Source organism: Paraburkholderia sp. UYCP14C (assembly GCF_004197395.1).
Classification (GTDB): Bacteria; Pseudomonadota; Gammaproteobacteria; order Burkholderiales; family Burkholderiaceae; genus Paraburkholderia.
Genome location: NZ_SELS01000003.1, coordinates 147,179 through 161,601, shown reverse-complemented (window position 1 = coordinate 161,601; position 14,423 = coordinate 147,179). Strand labels below are relative to the sequence as shown.

14 protein-coding genes and 1 tRNA gene are annotated in these 14,423 nt (G+C 63.3%); 4 read left to right on the top strand and 11 right to left on the bottom strand.

The window, feature by feature from the left end; all coding sequences use genetic code 11:
• Window positions 1-290 precede the first annotated feature (290 nt).
• Window positions 291-1,304 (top strand): D-2-hydroxyacid dehydrogenase family protein, encoded by a 1,014-nt coding sequence (locus tag EVC45_RS03845; protein WP_129956711.1) that lies wholly within the window; start codon window positions 291-293, stop codon window positions 1,302-1,304.
• A 59-nt stretch (window positions 1,305-1,363) separates the two neighbouring features.
• Here EVC45_RS03845 and EVC45_RS03840 read toward each other — a convergent pair whose 3' ends face one another.
• Both EVC45_RS03840 and EVC45_RS03835 read right to left on the bottom strand, forming a co-directional pair.
• A complete protein-coding gene (locus EVC45_RS03840) occupies window positions 1,364-2,242 on the bottom strand; it encodes a patatin-like phospholipase family protein (protein ID WP_129956710.1) in 879 nt (292 codons plus the stop codon).
• Window positions 2,243-2,317: 75 nt separating this feature from the next.
• A complete protein-coding gene (locus EVC45_RS03835; RefSeq protein WP_129956709.1) occupies window positions 2,318-2,722 on the bottom strand; it encodes a PaaI family thioesterase in 405 nt (134 codons plus the stop codon).
• A 203-nt stretch (window positions 2,723-2,925) separates the two neighbouring features.
• On the opposite strand from EVC45_RS03835, the gene EVC45_RS03830 reads away from it, so the two are divergent.
• Window positions 2,926-3,001: transfer RNA gene (locus EVC45_RS03830), tRNA-Lys, on the top strand.
• 284 nt (window positions 3,002-3,285) lie between these two features.
• On the opposite strand, the gene EVC45_RS03825 is transcribed toward EVC45_RS03830, so the two are convergent.
• Window positions 3,286-4,803 carry a sensor domain-containing diguanylate cyclase gene (locus EVC45_RS03825; RefSeq protein WP_129956708.1) on the bottom strand — a complete coding sequence of 506 codons (1,518 nt, stop codon included), beginning with the start codon at window positions 4,801-4,803 and terminating at the stop codon, window positions 3,286-3,288.
• Window positions 4,804-4,829: 26 nt separating this feature from the next.
• On the bottom strand, window positions 4,830-5,111 hold the full coding sequence (locus tag EVC45_RS03820; protein WP_129956707.1) for a hypothetical protein: 282 nt from the start codon (window positions 5,109-5,111) through the stop codon (window positions 4,830-4,832).
• 472 nt (window positions 5,112-5,583) lie between these two features.
• Between EVC45_RS03820 and EVC45_RS03815 the strand changes: the two genes are divergently transcribed.
• Window positions 5,584-6,171, top strand: a complete 588-nt coding sequence (locus EVC45_RS03815; RefSeq protein ID WP_129956706.1) for a LysE family translocator — start codon at window positions 5,584-5,586, stop codon at window positions 6,169-6,171.
• 46 nt (window positions 6,172-6,217) lie between these two features.
• Here the strand turns inward: EVC45_RS03815 and EVC45_RS03810 are convergent, their stop codons facing one another.
• The 7 genes from EVC45_RS03810 to EVC45_RS46570 form a co-directional block, all read right to left on the bottom strand.
• Window positions 6,218-7,084, bottom strand: a complete 867-nt coding sequence (locus tag EVC45_RS03810; RefSeq protein WP_129956705.1) for an AraC family transcriptional regulator — start codon at window positions 7,082-7,084, stop codon at window positions 6,218-6,220.
• 141 nt (window positions 7,085-7,225) lie between these two features.
• Window positions 7,226-8,020 carry an ABC transporter substrate-binding protein gene (locus tag EVC45_RS03805; protein WP_129956704.1) on the bottom strand — a complete coding sequence of 265 codons (795 nt, stop codon included), beginning with the start codon at window positions 8,018-8,020 and terminating at the stop codon, window positions 7,226-7,228.
• 64 nt (window positions 8,021-8,084) lie between these two features.
• Entirely contained in the window at window positions 8,085-9,239 is a 1,155-nt protein-coding gene (locus tag EVC45_RS03800; protein ID WP_129956703.1) for a pyridoxal phosphate-dependent aminotransferase, read from the bottom strand.
• Window positions 9,240-9,705: 466 nt separating this feature from the next.
• Window positions 9,706-11,109, bottom strand: a complete 1,404-nt coding sequence (dbpA, locus tag EVC45_RS03795; RefSeq protein ID WP_129956702.1) for an ATP-dependent RNA helicase DbpA — start codon at window positions 11,107-11,109, stop codon at window positions 9,706-9,708.
• 23 nt (window positions 11,110-11,132) lie between these two features.
• Entirely contained in the window at window positions 11,133-11,333 is a 201-nt protein-coding gene (locus EVC45_RS03790; protein ID WP_008918000.1) for a hypothetical protein, read from the bottom strand.
• Between the two features lie 121 nt (window positions 11,334-11,454).
• Window positions 11,455-11,886: a Cd(II)/Pb(II)-responsive transcriptional regulator gene (gene cadR, locus EVC45_RS03785; protein WP_129956701.1), complete on the bottom strand. Its 432-nt coding sequence runs from the start codon at window positions 11,884-11,886 to the stop codon at window positions 11,455-11,457.
• 50 nt (window positions 11,887-11,936) lie between these two features.
• A complete protein-coding gene (locus EVC45_RS46570) occupies window positions 11,937-12,209 on the bottom strand; it encodes a hypothetical protein (RefSeq protein ID WP_248295024.1) in 273 nt (90 codons plus the stop codon).
• 114 nt (window positions 12,210-12,323) lie between these two features.
• Here EVC45_RS46570 and EVC45_RS03780 point away from each other — a divergent pair, with 114 nt between their 5' ends.
• Window positions 12,324-14,405 carry a cation-translocating P-type ATPase gene (locus EVC45_RS03780; RefSeq protein WP_248295023.1) on the top strand — a complete coding sequence of 694 codons (2,082 nt, stop codon included), beginning with the start codon at window positions 12,324-12,326 and terminating at the stop codon, window positions 14,403-14,405.
• The last annotated feature ends 18 nt before the right edge of the window (window positions 14,406-14,423 follow it).

Below are 14,423 nucleotides of genomic sequence, written 5' to 3'. Positions count from 1 at the left end.
CGACCGTCGGCGCACGATTGCGCAGATCGTCCTGGGCCACACAGCTTGCCAGGCGGAGGCGCGCTTCTTACAAAGCTTCTGCAACCTTGTGTAAAGCGGCTTGCCTCAACACGCAACAAACTGCTAAAAACGTTCTCAATTCGCCTTCCCGTAGCGGTGCCGTTCTTTTTTGTGCGACAGTTTCTACGGTAGGACATCTAGCCAGACCAACGTGTGACCTAAGTCACATGCTGGGACAGTCAGCATAACATTCCGTTCGCACCACCGAGGTGCGCCGCAAATTACATACCATGAAGATTGCCATCCTCGACGATTACCAGGACGCCGTTCGCAAGCTCGACTGCTTTCAATTGCTGGCCGACCAGGAAGTCAAAGTATTCAACAATACCGTGCGCGGTCTCGGACAATTGGCGAGCCGTCTTGCGGAAGTCGACGCCCTCGTCCTGATTCGCGAACGTACTCGCATCACCTCGCAACTGCTCGATAAGCTACCGCGTTTGCGCATGATCAGTCAGACCGGCAAAGTATCGAGCCACATCGATCTCGCGGCCTGTACCGAGCGCGGCATCGCCGTGCTCGAGGGCAGCGGTTCGCCGGTCGCACCGGCCGAACTGACGTGGGCACTCATCATGGCCGCCCAACGGCGTATTCCGCAATACGTGGCAAACCTTAAGCAGGGCGCCTGGCAGCAGTCAGGACTGAAGACGTCGGCGTTGCCGCCGAACTTCGGTTTGGGCCAGGTGCTGCGCGGACAGACGCTCGGGATCTGGGGCTACGGCAAGATCGGGCGGCTGCTCGCTGGCTACGGCAAGGCGTTCGGCATGAACGTGCTGATCTGGGGCCGCGAGCATTCGCGTGAGGCTGCTAGCGCTGACGGCTACGGCGTCGCGGCGAGTCGTGAGGAACTGTTCGAGACCAGCGATGTGCTGTCGCTGCATCTGCGTCTGCACGACGACACGCGTGGCATCGTCAAGCAGGACGATCTGATGCGCATGAAGCCGACCGCGCTGCTCGTGAACACGAGCCGTGCCGAGTTGCTCGAAGAGAATGCGCTGGTGACCGCGCTGTCGCACAACCGTCCGGGGATGGTCGCGATCGACGTCTACGAAAGCGAGCCGATCCTGCAAGGCTACAGCCTGCTGCGCATGGAAAACGTGATCTGCACGCCGCACATCGGCTACGTGGAGCGTGAGAGCTACGAGCTGTATTTTTCCGCGGCGTTCAAGAACATCCTCGCGTTCGACGCCGGCGATACCGCCAGTGTCGCGAATCCAGAGGCGTTGCAGGGCGGGCGTCGGCGGTGATTGACGGGTGAAGCGACTGGCGGGTCAGGCTTGGCCCGCCGCGTCGCGTGTCGCGTTGCTCACCGCGCTTCGTGGGCTCCGGCTTCCATCAATGCGGGTATGCGCTCAAGGAAGACCTCGCCGTCTGCCCGGCCGAGGTTATAGGCGTGCGTCATCTGCGACGGACTCGTGTAATCCCAACTTGAAATCGGCACCTTGCGCGACGGCTGCACGTAAAGCCGCTGCTGCACGCCGTGCGGCACGACGAACATCTGCGGCCGCGGATAGAGACGCGTGACCATCACGAGCACGTTGCCCGGCGCATCGGCATCGAGCGCGCCGACCGGCACGTTATCGACCATGCCGCCGTCCAGCACCGGCCGGCCGTTGCGTCGCAGAACCGGCGTGAACGGCGGCGTACTCGACGATTGCAGGATCAGGTCCGCCAACTCCTCGACGCTCGCGCAATCCTGCGCGCGCACGAATTCCGGATGAAAGCCAAGCGTCCGACCGAGCGTCGGATGCAGCGTCTTGCGCACGTATTTTTCGATGTTGTACGCCACCAGCCCCGCCGCGACCGCGCTTCTCGCGCCAAGCCAGCGCGGCAGATGCGACACGCCGATGCGGATTTCCGGCGCCTGCGCGAGCCTGGAAAACTTGTCGCCGTAGATGTCGAGCAGCGCCTGTCGGTAGATCCGGTAATGCGGGAACACCGACTCGCCGCGCAGCAGGTTGCCCCAGTAGGCGTTGCGCGTGTTGTGACGCAGCGCGTCCTCGTAATAGCGCATGACCCAGTCGGAATCTCCGCGCGTGTAGATCATGCACGCGGTAGCGGCGCCGGCCGAAATGCCGGTGATCACGCGCGGACGGATGTCGAGTTGCGGCTGCACGACGTCCCAGAAACCCGCCTGCCACCAGCAGCGGTTGCCGCCGCCGGCGAATACGACCTGATCGAACATGCTGCTTTTCCTTGCTTTCCTTTGCTCTTGCCACGGATCGATTGTGTTGCCGGCCGGCTCGTGGCCGGCGAGCATTCACGCCAGCAGCGCGTAAGTCGTGGTGGCTTGAACGGCCATGTTGCCGCCTTCGTCGAACAGTTCGACTTCGCCGAACACGAGATTGCGGCCCATGCGCAGCACGCGCGCCTTGATCAGCACATCGCCCTTGCGGACCGCGCGCATGAAGTTGATGTTCAGCGACACCGTGCTCATCGGCTTGAAGCCGCCGAGCGCGGCGGTGATGGCGACGACCATCGCCGTATCCGCGGCCGCCATGAACACCTGGCCGCTGATCATGCCGCCTGAGTGACGCCACTCGCCGGAGAACGGCAGACGCAGCGTCGCACTTTCCTCGTCGACCTTGATCGGCGTCAGCGTGAGCGCCCGGACCCATGGTGCGAGAACTCGGTCGAGCAACTCGGTAATCTCTTTGTCATCCATGGCAATCCCCGGTCGAATGCCGCGTGATGCTGCGTGCGGCGAGGTGTCCGCGACATGATACCGGCAGCGTTGGACGCAACGATGGTTTCGGGATGACCGCTTTGTCGAGGGAAGGCTCCAGTTCCGGAGATGCGATCTTTTTAACAAAACTGCTAAAAGGGCTTGGCAATCTCGAAAAGATCCTGCATAATTTCGCTTCTGTTGGGGCGTTAGCTCAGTTGGTAGAGCAGCGGACTCTTAATCCGTAGGTCGAGTGTTCGAGTCACTCACGCCCCACCACCAGATTCATGCAAAAAGCCCGGTCACCGCGACCGGGCTTTTTGCATTCTGGCCGCGAACTGCTGCGACGTTGCAGCAACAAGCGCCCTTCTTCCCAGGTCTCCAGCGACCACGCGGCTGTCGAATCGCCCAGCGGCAATGTTCTTTACCCAATTGGAACAACCTTTCTTCCGACCCTAAAGTTTCTAAACCGAGCGTAGCACCGCGCGAAAATGAAAAAGGGTTGCACGCGAAAGCGTCGCAACCCTCTTCATCTCCAGCGCAGAAAAACCAGCAGCGACCAGTCAGCCGACTCCCATCTGCGCGACCATATTCCTGCCACCGGCCTTTGCCGTATACAACGCCTCATCCGCGGCCCGCACGACCACGCTGACATCCGTCACCCGATCCGACCGCGACGTGGTCGCGCCGATGCTGACCGTCACGCGACCAAACTCGCAGCCCACGTGCGCGATGTTCAGTTCGCCGATCGCCACGCGGATGTTCTCGCCGACCACCCCGGCACCGGCACCGTCGGTATCAGGCAGCACCACGATGAACTCCTCGCCGCCGTATCGGCCGACGCAATCGCCCGGCCGCTGGATCACCCTGCGGATGCAACGCGCGACCGCGGTCAGCGCGACGTCGCCGGCCTGATGGCCATACGTATCGTTGTAGGCCTTGAAGTGATCGATATCGACGAACAGCAACGACAACACGCTGCCCGTGCGGCGCGCGCGCAGCCATTCGCGATCGAGCGTTTCGCACAGCGCGCGACGATTGGGCAGGCCGGTGAGTCCGTCCGTGCCGGCAAGCCGTTCGAGCTCATGCTCGACCCGCTGTCGTCGTCGGAACTCGGCGCCGAGCCACGCCGCCAACACGATTACGCCAATCCCGAAGATCAGCATCAGCGAACCGATCGTCAGTGCGCGCTTCCACCAGCCCGCATAGATATCGGCGGTCGACTCGGCGACCAGTACGATCAGCGGCAATTGCGGAATCCGTCTGAACGAGTAGAGCCGCTCGGCACCATCGAGCGGCGAAGACGCGATAAAGCTGCCCTCGTCTTTCGCGAGCAGGTGCCGGAAGAACGCCGTCTTGCTGATGTCGCCGCCCGTCACGTGTCCATCGTCGGGCCGTCGCACAATGATCGTGCCGTCCGTTCTGATGATCGACAGCGAGCCATGCTGCCCGATCCGCAGATCCGCAAACAGGCTCGCGAAATACTCCTGATCGATACCGAGCGCGACGATCCCCGCAAACGATCCGTCCGGCCGCGACAGCCGCCGGCTCAACGCGATGCTGCGCGAACCGGGTCTGAGTCTCGAGCTATACGGCGCGCTGACATCGAGCCCGAGATCCGGATCTTCGCGATGAATCCTGAAGTACGGACGGTCCGACAGGTTTCCTCCGCGCGGCACGTCGCTGTCCGAATCCATCACGACGTTGCCCAGCGCGTCGATCACCACCATCGCGCCGACGTATTGCCCGGTGGCCGCGCGATCGAACAGGATCTCGCGCCGCAGACGCGGCGAATCGAGCACGCCCGGACGCCCGAGGCCGTCGGCGACCGCCTGCAGCGACAGCGCGTACAACTCGAAATTGCGCGCAATGTCGCGCTCGGTGATCGTGGCGACATCGCGGGTTGAATCGAGCGCACGCGCAATCGCATCTTCGCGGCTCTGATACAGCGCGTAGCCACACAGCGCGAGCATTGCCAGCACTACGCCGCATCCCGCATAGACGACGCCATCGCGCGGAATCCGACGTCTGCGCGCCCGTGCGATCAGCACGCGAACCCGCCCCTTTGTTTTGTGGATCATGTGCTCTGCGCTTTCAACGGCGGGAGTTAGTTTGTCGAAGTGCTCACTACGCTTCCGGTTTGTTGGGACAGAACACCCAGCAGATAGCGAATTCTCCCCCCATCTTCATCGGAAACGTCGTTCAGATGCCAGCACTCGAGATCACGCAGGTTGTCGCGCAGGCGTTTGAACGACCGCTGCGTCGCTTCGACGAGCGGCCAGACTTGCAACAGATACGCGAGCGAAATCACGCATCTGCGCTCGCGCCAGCCATCGAATAACGCGAGACACAGCCCGTTCAATTCGATCGCAATCTTTTGCCTGCTCACATGGGGACCCACATGCACTCCCTTTCTTCCATTCGACTCGTCGCTCCCAGCACAAGCGGACCGGTCTATTGATACTGATGCCAGGCATTCATCGCGCGCTTGATCGATTCGCTTTTTCGCGCGTAAGTCTTTAAGCCCTGTATCACCGGTTTTTCGAGGCCTCGGACTGTTTATCGGGCCAAATAATCGCCGGCTTCATAGGTGCATATCATAAGTTTCGATGAGTACAATTTACCTGATAATTCCGGAATTGGTTTTCCTCGATAACGTTTGCGCAAATTTATTTTTAAATTCAAACGCGCGTTTGTTACCTGATTATCGCGTCGTCGCATTATCTTTTGATGATCTGTTGAAGCCGCATGCGGTTTCACCCGCTTTTCGGCTGGGCAATTTCCTTCAATACATGCCCTCGCCGTCTCGTTACCGTTGAGCGTCGCAATCCATTTTGCCCACTCACGTTTCGAGGCATCCGATGACCGCATTCCTGTCGATGGCCGCGTTCGCGCTCGCCAGTTCCATTTCACCCGGCCCGGTCAACGTCGTGGCGCTCAGCGCCGGCGCGCGGCACGGGCTCGCCGCGAGTTTGCGGCACGTCACTGGCGCAACGGTCGGATTCACATTGCTGCTTCTGTTGATCGGCCTCGGCCTGCACGAATTGCTCGCGCACTTTCCCAATCTGATCGAGATCGTCAAATGGGCGGGCGTGGGTTTTCTGCTCTACATGGCCTACAAGCTCACCATCGATAACGGCCAACTCGGCGCGGACAAACCGGCGCGCGGGCCTTCGTTCACGCACGGCGCGGCGATGCAATGGCTCAATCCAAAGGCATGGCTCGCGTCGCTGGCCGGCATGGGCGCGTATGCGGCCGGCGGCGACAAAGGGCTCGTCTGGCAATTCACGGCGCTGTACTTCGTGATCTGCTATCTGTCGATTGCGAGTTGGGCGTATGCCGGCACGTTTTTGCGCAGGCATTTGCGTGAAGCGAAGCGGGTCCGGGTGTTCAATCGCGTGATGGCCGCACTTCTCGCGCTCAGCGCGTTGTATCTGCTGATGGAGTGACGCGAGTCGCGCCTGCTTGCCGATGCGCCTTCATGCCGCGTCACGCTCAGCGGCGATATTGCCCCGGCGTCGCCGCCACCAGCCGCTTGAAGGTGCGCTGCAAATGCGCCTGATCGGCGAAGCCGGCGTCGAGCGCGACATCGGCGATCGGTGCCCCGCGCCGCAGTCGCGCGCGACTGTACTGGATGCGTCGGTTGATCAGATACGCGTGCGGCGTCATGCCGTAGCGCAGCTTGAACGCGCGTATCAGATGTGAAGCGGACAATCCGGCGGCTTCGCACATGTCGTCGAGCTTCAGCGCGCGCGTGCAGTTTTCGGCGATGTACTCCGCGGCACGCGCGAGCTGGCCGCTCTCCGCACGCTCGGGCGAGGTGGCCGGATTGAGCGTTTGCTGCACGTTGGAAAAGAAAGTGATGGCGGCGCTTTCCTTGCGCAGCGTGTCGACGTCACCGTCGTTGCTGGCGAGAATCGTGCACAGCCGGTTCAAGCCGTCGAACAACGCGGCGTCGAGCGTCATGATCTGCGAAATCGCGCGGAACGTATGGTTCGGATTGAAACCCAGCTCGTGCTGCAGTTTCGTGAACCACGCGACATCGACGTGCAGCATCCGATACGACCACCGCTCGCCGCCAACCGGGTTGCACGCGTGCACATCGTCGGGGTTCATCATCACGACGGCACCCGCGCCGATCCATTCCCGCGCGTGGCGGTTCAGATAGACGCTGCGGCCGCCCGTCACCGCGCCGATCGAAAACGTTTCGTGCGAATGTTTGGCGTAGCAGACCTTGCGGCCATCGTCGATGGAGCGCGCCTCGATGAACGGCAACGCGTCGCTGCGCCAGAAGCGCGGCGCGTCTGCGTCTCTTGCGCGTGCGGTGTTCGTAGCGCGTGCCGCCTCGGTCGTCTCGCTCATGCGCGCTCTCCGGTTGATCCGTCGACTTCGCCGTTGTCTCCAACTTCGCGAAGCCTACGTATCGTAGCCGTCAAACGCATGGCCAACAAGCGAACGCGCGGCGCCGCTCGCAAACGGCGCCGCCGCTCGAACGGGACGCGACTACTTCGCGCTGACGTCGATATTGCCGAGATATTTCGCGGCGAGCGTCTTCACCGTGCCATCGGCTTGCACCTTCGCGATCGCGGCGTTCAACTGATCGCGCAACGCGGTGTCGCCCTTGCGAATGCCGTATGCGATGCCGCTGCCGAGAATCTTGTCGTCACGCACCGCCTGACCGACGAACCCGTATCCCTTGCCTTCGGGCTTCGACAGAAAGCCGGTTTGGCCGGCCGGCGCGAGCACCAGCGTGCCATCGAGACGGCCCGCGGTCAGATCGGCATAGACCTGGTTCTGGTCCTGATACGGCAGCACGACCACGCCGACCGGCTCCCAATGCACCTTCGCGTAGGTTTCCTGAATCGAGCCCTGCAGCACGCCGACGCGCTTGCCTTTCAACGACTCGGGCGTCGGCTGCAGACCGCTGTCGCTGCGCGCGATCAGTTGCGTCGGCACGCGATAGACCACCGTCGTGAAATCGATCGCCTGGCGGCGCTGTTCGGTCGCATTCATCGCCGAATTGATCGCGTCGAACTTGCGGCCTTGCAGCGCCGGAATCAGGCCGTCGAACGAGGTTTCGACCCACTTGCACGTCATGTGCGCGGCCGCGCAGACCGCGTTGCCCACGTCGATATCGAGCCCTTGCAGCTGGCCGCCCGGCCCTTTCGATTCGAACGGCGGGTACTGCGCTTCGAGGCCGAAACGCAGCGTCGAGGTATCGGCGGCGCTGGCGGCCGACCATGTTGCGAGCGACGCGCCTGCGCAGGCTAGCGCCAACAAACACTTGAGCAACTTCATAACGTCTCCCTTCTTGCTTCGAATACTTTGATGGCTTCGATACTTCGAGCGTGCTCCCGCGCGCTCAGATTTCACACAACCGCCGCGCGCCTTCGAGCAGGGTCGCGTCGTCCTTCGCGAAACTCAGGCGAATCAAGCCCGAATCCGTGCCGTCGGTGTAGAACGCCGACAACGGAATCGTCGCGACGCGCGCATCGCGGATCAGGCGCAGCACGAAATCGCTGTCGCTTTCATCGGAGAAGCCGCGGAACCGGGCGAGCATAAAGAAACTGCCTTCGCTCGGCAACAACTCGAAGCGCGATTCGCGCAGTGCATGCGAGAGCAGATCACGCTTCTTCTGATAGAAGTCGGACAGACCGAGGTAGCTGTCGCGATTGGCTAGCGCGTCGGCGAACGCGTACTGCATCGGCGTATCGGCGGAGAACACCATGAACTGATGGACCTTGCGGATCTCGTCCATCAGCGCGGCGGGCGCAAGGCAATAGCCGACGCGCCAGCCGGTCACGTGATACGACTTGCCGAACGACGACACGATCACGCTGCGCTCCGCGAGTTCGCGATGGCACGCCATGCTCTGATGCTTCGCGCCGTCGAACACCACGTGCTCGTAGACCTCGTCGGCCAGGATCACGATATCGGTGTTGCGCGTGAGCGCTTTGAGCCGCTCGATGTCGGCGTCGCTGAAAATCGTCGCGGTCGGATTGTGCGGCGTGTTGATGATGATCATGCGCGTCTTCGGCGTGATCGCGGCCGCGACTTCGTCCCAGTCCACGCGGAAATGATCGAGCGACAGCTTGATCGCGACCGGCTTCGCACCCTGCAGACGCACGATCGGGCCGTAGCTGTCGAACGACGGCTCGAAGTAGATGACTTCGTCGCCCGGATGCACGAGCGCGCTGATCGTCGAATAAAGCCCTTCGCTCGCGCTCGCGAGCACCGTCACTTCGCTGGCTGCGTCGTAGCGCACGCCGTACAGCGTTTCGACCTTGTCGGCGAGCGCTTCGCGCAGCGCGCCGATGCCGGCCATCGGCGCGTACTGGTTATGGCCGGCGCGCATTGCTTGCGCGACGCCCTCGACGAGCTTCGGATCCGGCGCGAAATTCGGCGCGCCCTGCGACAGGTTCAATGCGTCGTGTTGAGCGGCCAACTGGCCGATCACGGTAAAAATGGTGGTGCCGACATCCGGCAGTTTCGAGCGGGCCTGCATGGCGCTCTGCATAGACTTTCTCCCTTTCTTCAGCCGCCGGCGGCCGCGCGAACGGCGGCGGCGGGGCATTCCTTCCGTTAGGGTGATTAGGCATCAGCCAAAGAACGCTCACAATCGAAACTTTGTCATGCGCAGCATGCGTTTTCTTCATGGCTCGCGCGAAGCCGCTGTACGCAGGCCAAAGCCGGCTAGATCGCGGTTTGCGGGCAGACAGTGGGGGGTTCGGGGAATACGGGTAACTGCGTAGGTATGAAGGAATGTGATGCTGAGCGGCTCCGCGGCGCAAACGGCCGGTGCAGCTCCGCCACCTTGACGCCGCCGGATCCGAGGTGCGCAGGGCAACACCGCTATGAACACAGCGCAGAAACGGACTTTTGAAGCGGGCTTTTGAAGCGAAGAGCGCTTGTGAAAACGGCCGCATATGCGGCCGTTTTTTCGAATCATCTGACTTTCACGGAGAGCATGAGCTTCGGGTGAATCAGGCTTCGTCCATCAAACGGACCTTGACCTTGCGTCCCTTCAGCTTGCCCGCGCTGAGCCGGCGCACCGCCTCGCGCGCGATGCTGCGCTCCACCGCGACATAGGTCGACATGTCGGTCACGTTGATCTTGCCGATCTGCGAGCCCGCGAAACCGGCGTCGCCGGTCAGCGCGCCGAGCACGTCGCCGGGACGGATCTTGTCCTTGCGGCCGCCGAGGATCTGCAGCGTTTCCATCGGCGGCAGCAGCGGCTCGTTGCTGGCCGCCTTCAGTTCGGCCAGCTTGTGCCATTCGACGTCGCGCTTGTGCGCCTGCTCGATCCCGCCGACACGCCCCATCTCGTCCATGCTCGCGAGACTGAGCGCCCAGCCTTCCTGATCGGCGCGGCCCGTGCGGCCGATGCGGTGCGTATGCACTTCCGGGTCCGGCGTCACGTCGACGTTGATCACCGCTTCGAGTTGCGCGATGTCGAGGCCGCGTGCGGCGACGTCGGTTGCGACGAGCACCGAGCAGCTGCGGTTGGCGAACTGGATCAGCACCTGATCGCGCTCGCGCTGATCGAGTTCGCCGTGCAGCGCGAGTGCATGAAAGCCCTGCGCGCGCAGTACGTCGAGCAGATCGCGACACTGCTGCTTCGTGTTGCAGAACGCGAGCGTGCTGACCGGCCGATAGTGGTTCAGCAGCAGACCGACCGCGTGCAGCCGTTCATCTTCGCTCACTTCGTAGAAGCGCTGACGGATCTTGCTGTCGTCGTGCCGCTCGGCGAGTTTGATTTCCTTCGGGTTGCGCAGAAATTGCTGGCTCAGCTTCGCGATGCCTTCGGGGTACGTCGCCGAAAACAGCAGCGTCTGCCGCTCTTTCGGGCATTGCCGCGCGACCTTCGCGATGTCGTCGAAGAAACCCATGTCGAGCATGCGGTCGGCTTCGTCGAGCACGAGCGTGTTCAGCGCCTGCAGCACGAGGGTGCCGCGTTCGAGGTGATCCATGATGCGGCCCGGCGTGCCGACCACGACGTGCGCGCCGTGTTCGAGGCTGGCCGTCTGCGGACGCATCGGCGTACCGCCGCACAAGGTCAGCACCTTGATGTTTTCTTCCGCGCGCGCGAGGCGGCGGATTTCCTGCGTGACCTGATCGGCGAGTTCGCGCGTCGGACACAGCACCATGGCCTGCGTGTCGAATTTGCGTGCGTCGAGGCGCGCGAGCAGTGCCAGCGAAAACGCCGCGGTCTTGCCGCTGCCGGTTTTCGCCTGGGCGATCAGGTCGTTGCCGGCAAGCGCGATCGGCAGACTGGCGGCCTGGATCGGCGTCATTTCGACGTAGCCGAGCTGCGTCAGGTTCGCGAGCGTCGCGGGCGGCAGCGGCAGCTCGCTGAATGCGGCGCCGGCGGGGGTGGGACTGTTCATAAGGTCGTCTGTAGGAATCGCGATTACTCGGCCATCGGGCCCTGGTCGGGGCGGCCCGGCAGTTGCTCGTACAGCACTTCGCCGTCGTCGCCGTCGAAACGCTCGACGTAATTGCGCGCGCCGCACAGCGGGCAGCGGAACAGGAGCCCCTGGCCTTCGTTCTTGATGACGACGTCGGATTGCTCCCACTGCGCGCCGCAGGACTGGTTTCTACAGGTGAACACGTTGATTCTCCAACTGGATTCGATGATCGATCGGCAAGATCGCAGGCGCGGCCTTGCCGTGTATGGGGTTGTTGCGCCGGCGCTGCGTCGCGATGCAATGGCTCACGACGCCAGCCCGGCGTCAGCCGAGATGCGTATGCCGCGGGCGCGGCACGGCCACATCCATGTCGGTCAGGCCGTGCACGATGCCGCAGTCTTCGACCGGATGCTCGCCGTGGCATTGGTCGCGCAGCGTCGTCAGTTGCGCCTTCAGCTGCTGCAGCTCTTCGATACGCGTATCGACGTGCGCGACGTGCTCGTCGATCAGCGCATGCATGCTGCCGCAGCCGTTCGCCGGCGCGTCGGTCAGACGCAGTAATGCGCGGATTTCGTCGTGGGTCATGTCGAGCGCGCGGCAATTGCGGATGAAGCGCAGGCGCTCGACGTGCTTCGCCGTGTAACTGCGGTAATTGGCTTCGGTGCGCTCCGCCTCGGGCAGCAGGCGCTCCTTCTCGTAGAAACGGATGGTTTCCGTCGTGCAATGGGCGATTTTCGCCAGTTCGCCGATTTTCATGGACCTTTCCTCCACGCGGCCTTGACCTTGTAGTGGCTTCAAGGTGTTTACTAGACCACAAATCGCACGAGGAAGCCACCATGCCTGATACCAACCGTTTTGCCGTCGATCGTCCAGAAGTGGGCGAAGCCTGTACGCACGGGGCTTGCGGGGAGGTTGGCGCGCGGCACGAGCATGCTCATGGCGCCGACAGTTGCGGCGAACATCGGCACGAAGGGCACGATCACGACCACGACCACGACCACGACCACGACCACGATCACGATCACGATCACGATCACGATCACGATCACGATCACGATCACGACCACGATCACGCCCACGATCACGCTGCTGGCGCCTGCTGCGCCTCCACCTCGTTCGCGCCGACTTCGCTACGCCTGCCGCCTTCCGAAGCGGTAGGCGACGACCTGCGCACCGCAATCCGCATCCTGCAGATGGACTGCCCCACCGAGGAAGCACTGATCCGCAAAAAGCTCGGCCGTATGCCGTCCGTGCGCAGCATGGAATTCAACCTGATGCAGCGCGTGCTGACGGTCGTCCACGCGCCGGAGGCGCTCGACACGGTCCTCGCCGCGTTGCGCTCGCTCGACTTCACGCCCGAACTGGCAAGCGACACCGACGATGCCAACGCTGCATCCCAGCCGGCAGCTGGCGCCATGCGCAAGCCGTGGTGGCCCCTGATCCTCGCCGGCGGCGTCGCGGTTGCCTCAGAAGCAGCTAGCTGGCTCGGTGCGCCCACCTGGGTCGTGGCGATTATGGCAGTCGTCGCGATCGCGTCTTGCGGCCTCACGACGTATCGCAAAGGCTGGCTCGCGCTGCGCAACGGCAACATGAACATCAACGCGCTGATGAGCATCGCCGTGACCGGTGCGGCGCTCCTCGGCCAGTGGCCCGAAGCCGCGATGGTGATGGTGCTGTTCACGATCGCCGAGCTGATCGAAGCGCATTCGCTCGACCGCGCGCGCAACGCGATCGAAGGACTCATGCGGCTCACGCCCGCAGAAGCCAGCGTGCAGCAGCCCGATGGCGCGTGGCAGCTCGTCCGCGTCGACGCGATCGCGCCCGGCGCGCTGGTGCGCGTGAAGCCGGGCGAGCGGATCGCGCTCGACGGCGAGATCGTCGCGGGCCGCTCGAGCGTCGATCAGGCGCCGATCACCGGCGAGAGCCTGCCGGTCGACAAAACGACCGGCGACACCGTGTTCGCCGGCACCATCAACCAGACGGGCTCGTTCGACTATCGCGTGACGGCCGCGGCGGGCAACACGACGCTCGCGCGCATCATCCACGCGGTCGAGGAGGCGCAGGGCACGAAGGCGCCGACGCAGCGCTTCGTCGATCAGTTCGCGCGTGTTTATACGCCGATCGTGTTCGCGATTGCGCTCGCCGTCGCGCTGGTCCCGCCGCTGCTATTCGGTGGAGCGTGGCACGCGTGGGTCTACAAGGCGCTGGTGCTGCTGGTGATCGCGTGTCCGTGCGCTCTCGTGATTTCGACGCCGGTGACGATCGTCAGCGGGCTTGCGGCCGCGGCGCGCAAGGGGATACTGATCAAGGGCGGCGTATACCTCGAACAGGGACGCCAGCTGACCCGGCTGGCGCTCGATAAGACCGGCACGATTACGCATGGCAAGCCGGTGCAGACGGAGTTCGAGGCGCTTGGCGAGGAGGGTGACGCGCACCGCTACCGCACGCTCGCGGCGAGCCTCGCGGGACGCTCCGACCATCCCGTTTCGATGGCGATTGCTGCCGCCGCAGATGACGACGGCGTCGAACACCTGCCGGTCGATGCGTTCGAAGCGATCGCTGGGCGCGGCGTGCGCGGCGACATCGACGGCATCGCGTACTGGCTCGGCAATCATCGCCTGGTCGAAGAACTGGGCCGCTGCTCGCCGCAACTCGAAGCGCGTCTCGATGCGCTCGAACAGCAAGGCAAAACCGTCGTGATGCTCGTCGGCGCGCAGCGGGTGCTCGCTCTGTTTGCGGTCGCCGACACGGTGAAGGACACGAGCCGCGCCGCCGTCGCCGATCTGCGGCGGCTCGGTGTCGCCACCGCAATGCTGACCGGCGACAACCGCCACACCGCCGAGGCGATCGCGCAACAGGTCGGCGTCGATCAAGTGCGCGGCGATCAGTTGCCCGAGGACAAACTCGCTGCCGTCGCGCAATGGTCGGCCGACGGCGCGACGGTCGGCATGGTCGGCGATGGCATCAACGATGCGCCCGCGCTCGCGCGCGCCGACATCGGCTTCGCGATGGGCGCGATGGGTACCGATACTGCTATCGAGACGGCCGACGTCGCGCTGATGGACGACGATCTGCGCAAGATTCCGGCGTTCATCCGGTTGTCGAAGGCGACGTATGCGGTGCTGGTGCAGAACATCGCGCTCGCGCTGGGCATCAAGAGCGTGTTTCTCGTGCTGACGTTGATGGGCTTCGGCACGATGTGGATGGCGGTGTTCGCCGATGTAGGCGCGAGTTTGCTGGTGGTGGGCAATGGGTTGAGGTTGTTGCGCAAGTGAGCGACGGGCGTGCGGCGT

What these genes read in the sequence shown, in the direction of transcription:
- EVC45_RS03845 (WP_129956711.1), top strand. Translation starts at nt 291, where the DNA reads ATGAAGATTGCCATCCTCGACGATTACCAGGACGCCGTTCGCAAGCTC.
- EVC45_RS03840 (WP_129956710.1), bottom strand. Translation starts at nt 2,242, where the DNA reads ATGTTCGATCAGGTCGTATTCGCCGGCGGCGGCAACCGCTGCTGGTGG.
- EVC45_RS03835 (WP_129956709.1), bottom strand. Translation starts at nt 2,722, where the DNA reads ATGGATGACAAAGAGATTACCGAGTTGCTCGACCGAGTTCTCGCACCA.
- EVC45_RS03825 (WP_129956708.1), bottom strand. Translation starts at nt 4,803, where the DNA reads ATGATCCACAAAACAAAGGGGCGGGTTCGCGTGCTGATCGCACGGGCG.
- EVC45_RS03815 (WP_129956706.1), top strand. Translation starts at nt 5,584, where the DNA reads ATGACCGCATTCCTGTCGATGGCCGCGTTCGCGCTCGCCAGTTCCATT.
- EVC45_RS03810 (WP_129956705.1), bottom strand. Translation starts at nt 7,084, where the DNA reads ATGAGCGAGACGACCGAGGCGGCACGCGCTACGAACACCGCACGCGCA.
- EVC45_RS03805 (WP_129956704.1), bottom strand. Translation starts at nt 8,020, where the DNA reads ATGAAGTTGCTCAAGTGTTTGTTGGCGCTAGCCTGCGCAGGCGCGTCG.
- EVC45_RS03800 (WP_129956703.1), bottom strand. Translation starts at nt 9,239, where the DNA reads ATGCAGAGCGCCATGCAGGCCCGCTCGAAACTGCCGGATGTCGGCACC.
- dbpA (WP_129956702.1), bottom strand. Translation starts at nt 11,109, where the DNA reads ATGAACAGTCCCACCCCCGCCGGCGCCGCATTCAGCGAGCTGCCGCTG.
- cadR (WP_129956701.1), bottom strand. Translation starts at nt 11,886, where the DNA reads ATGAAAATCGGCGAACTGGCGAAAATCGCCCATTGCACGACGGAAACC.
- EVC45_RS03780 (WP_248295023.1), top strand. Translation starts at nt 12,324, where the DNA reads ATGGACTGCCCCACCGAGGAAGCACTGATCCGCAAAAAGCTCGGCCGT.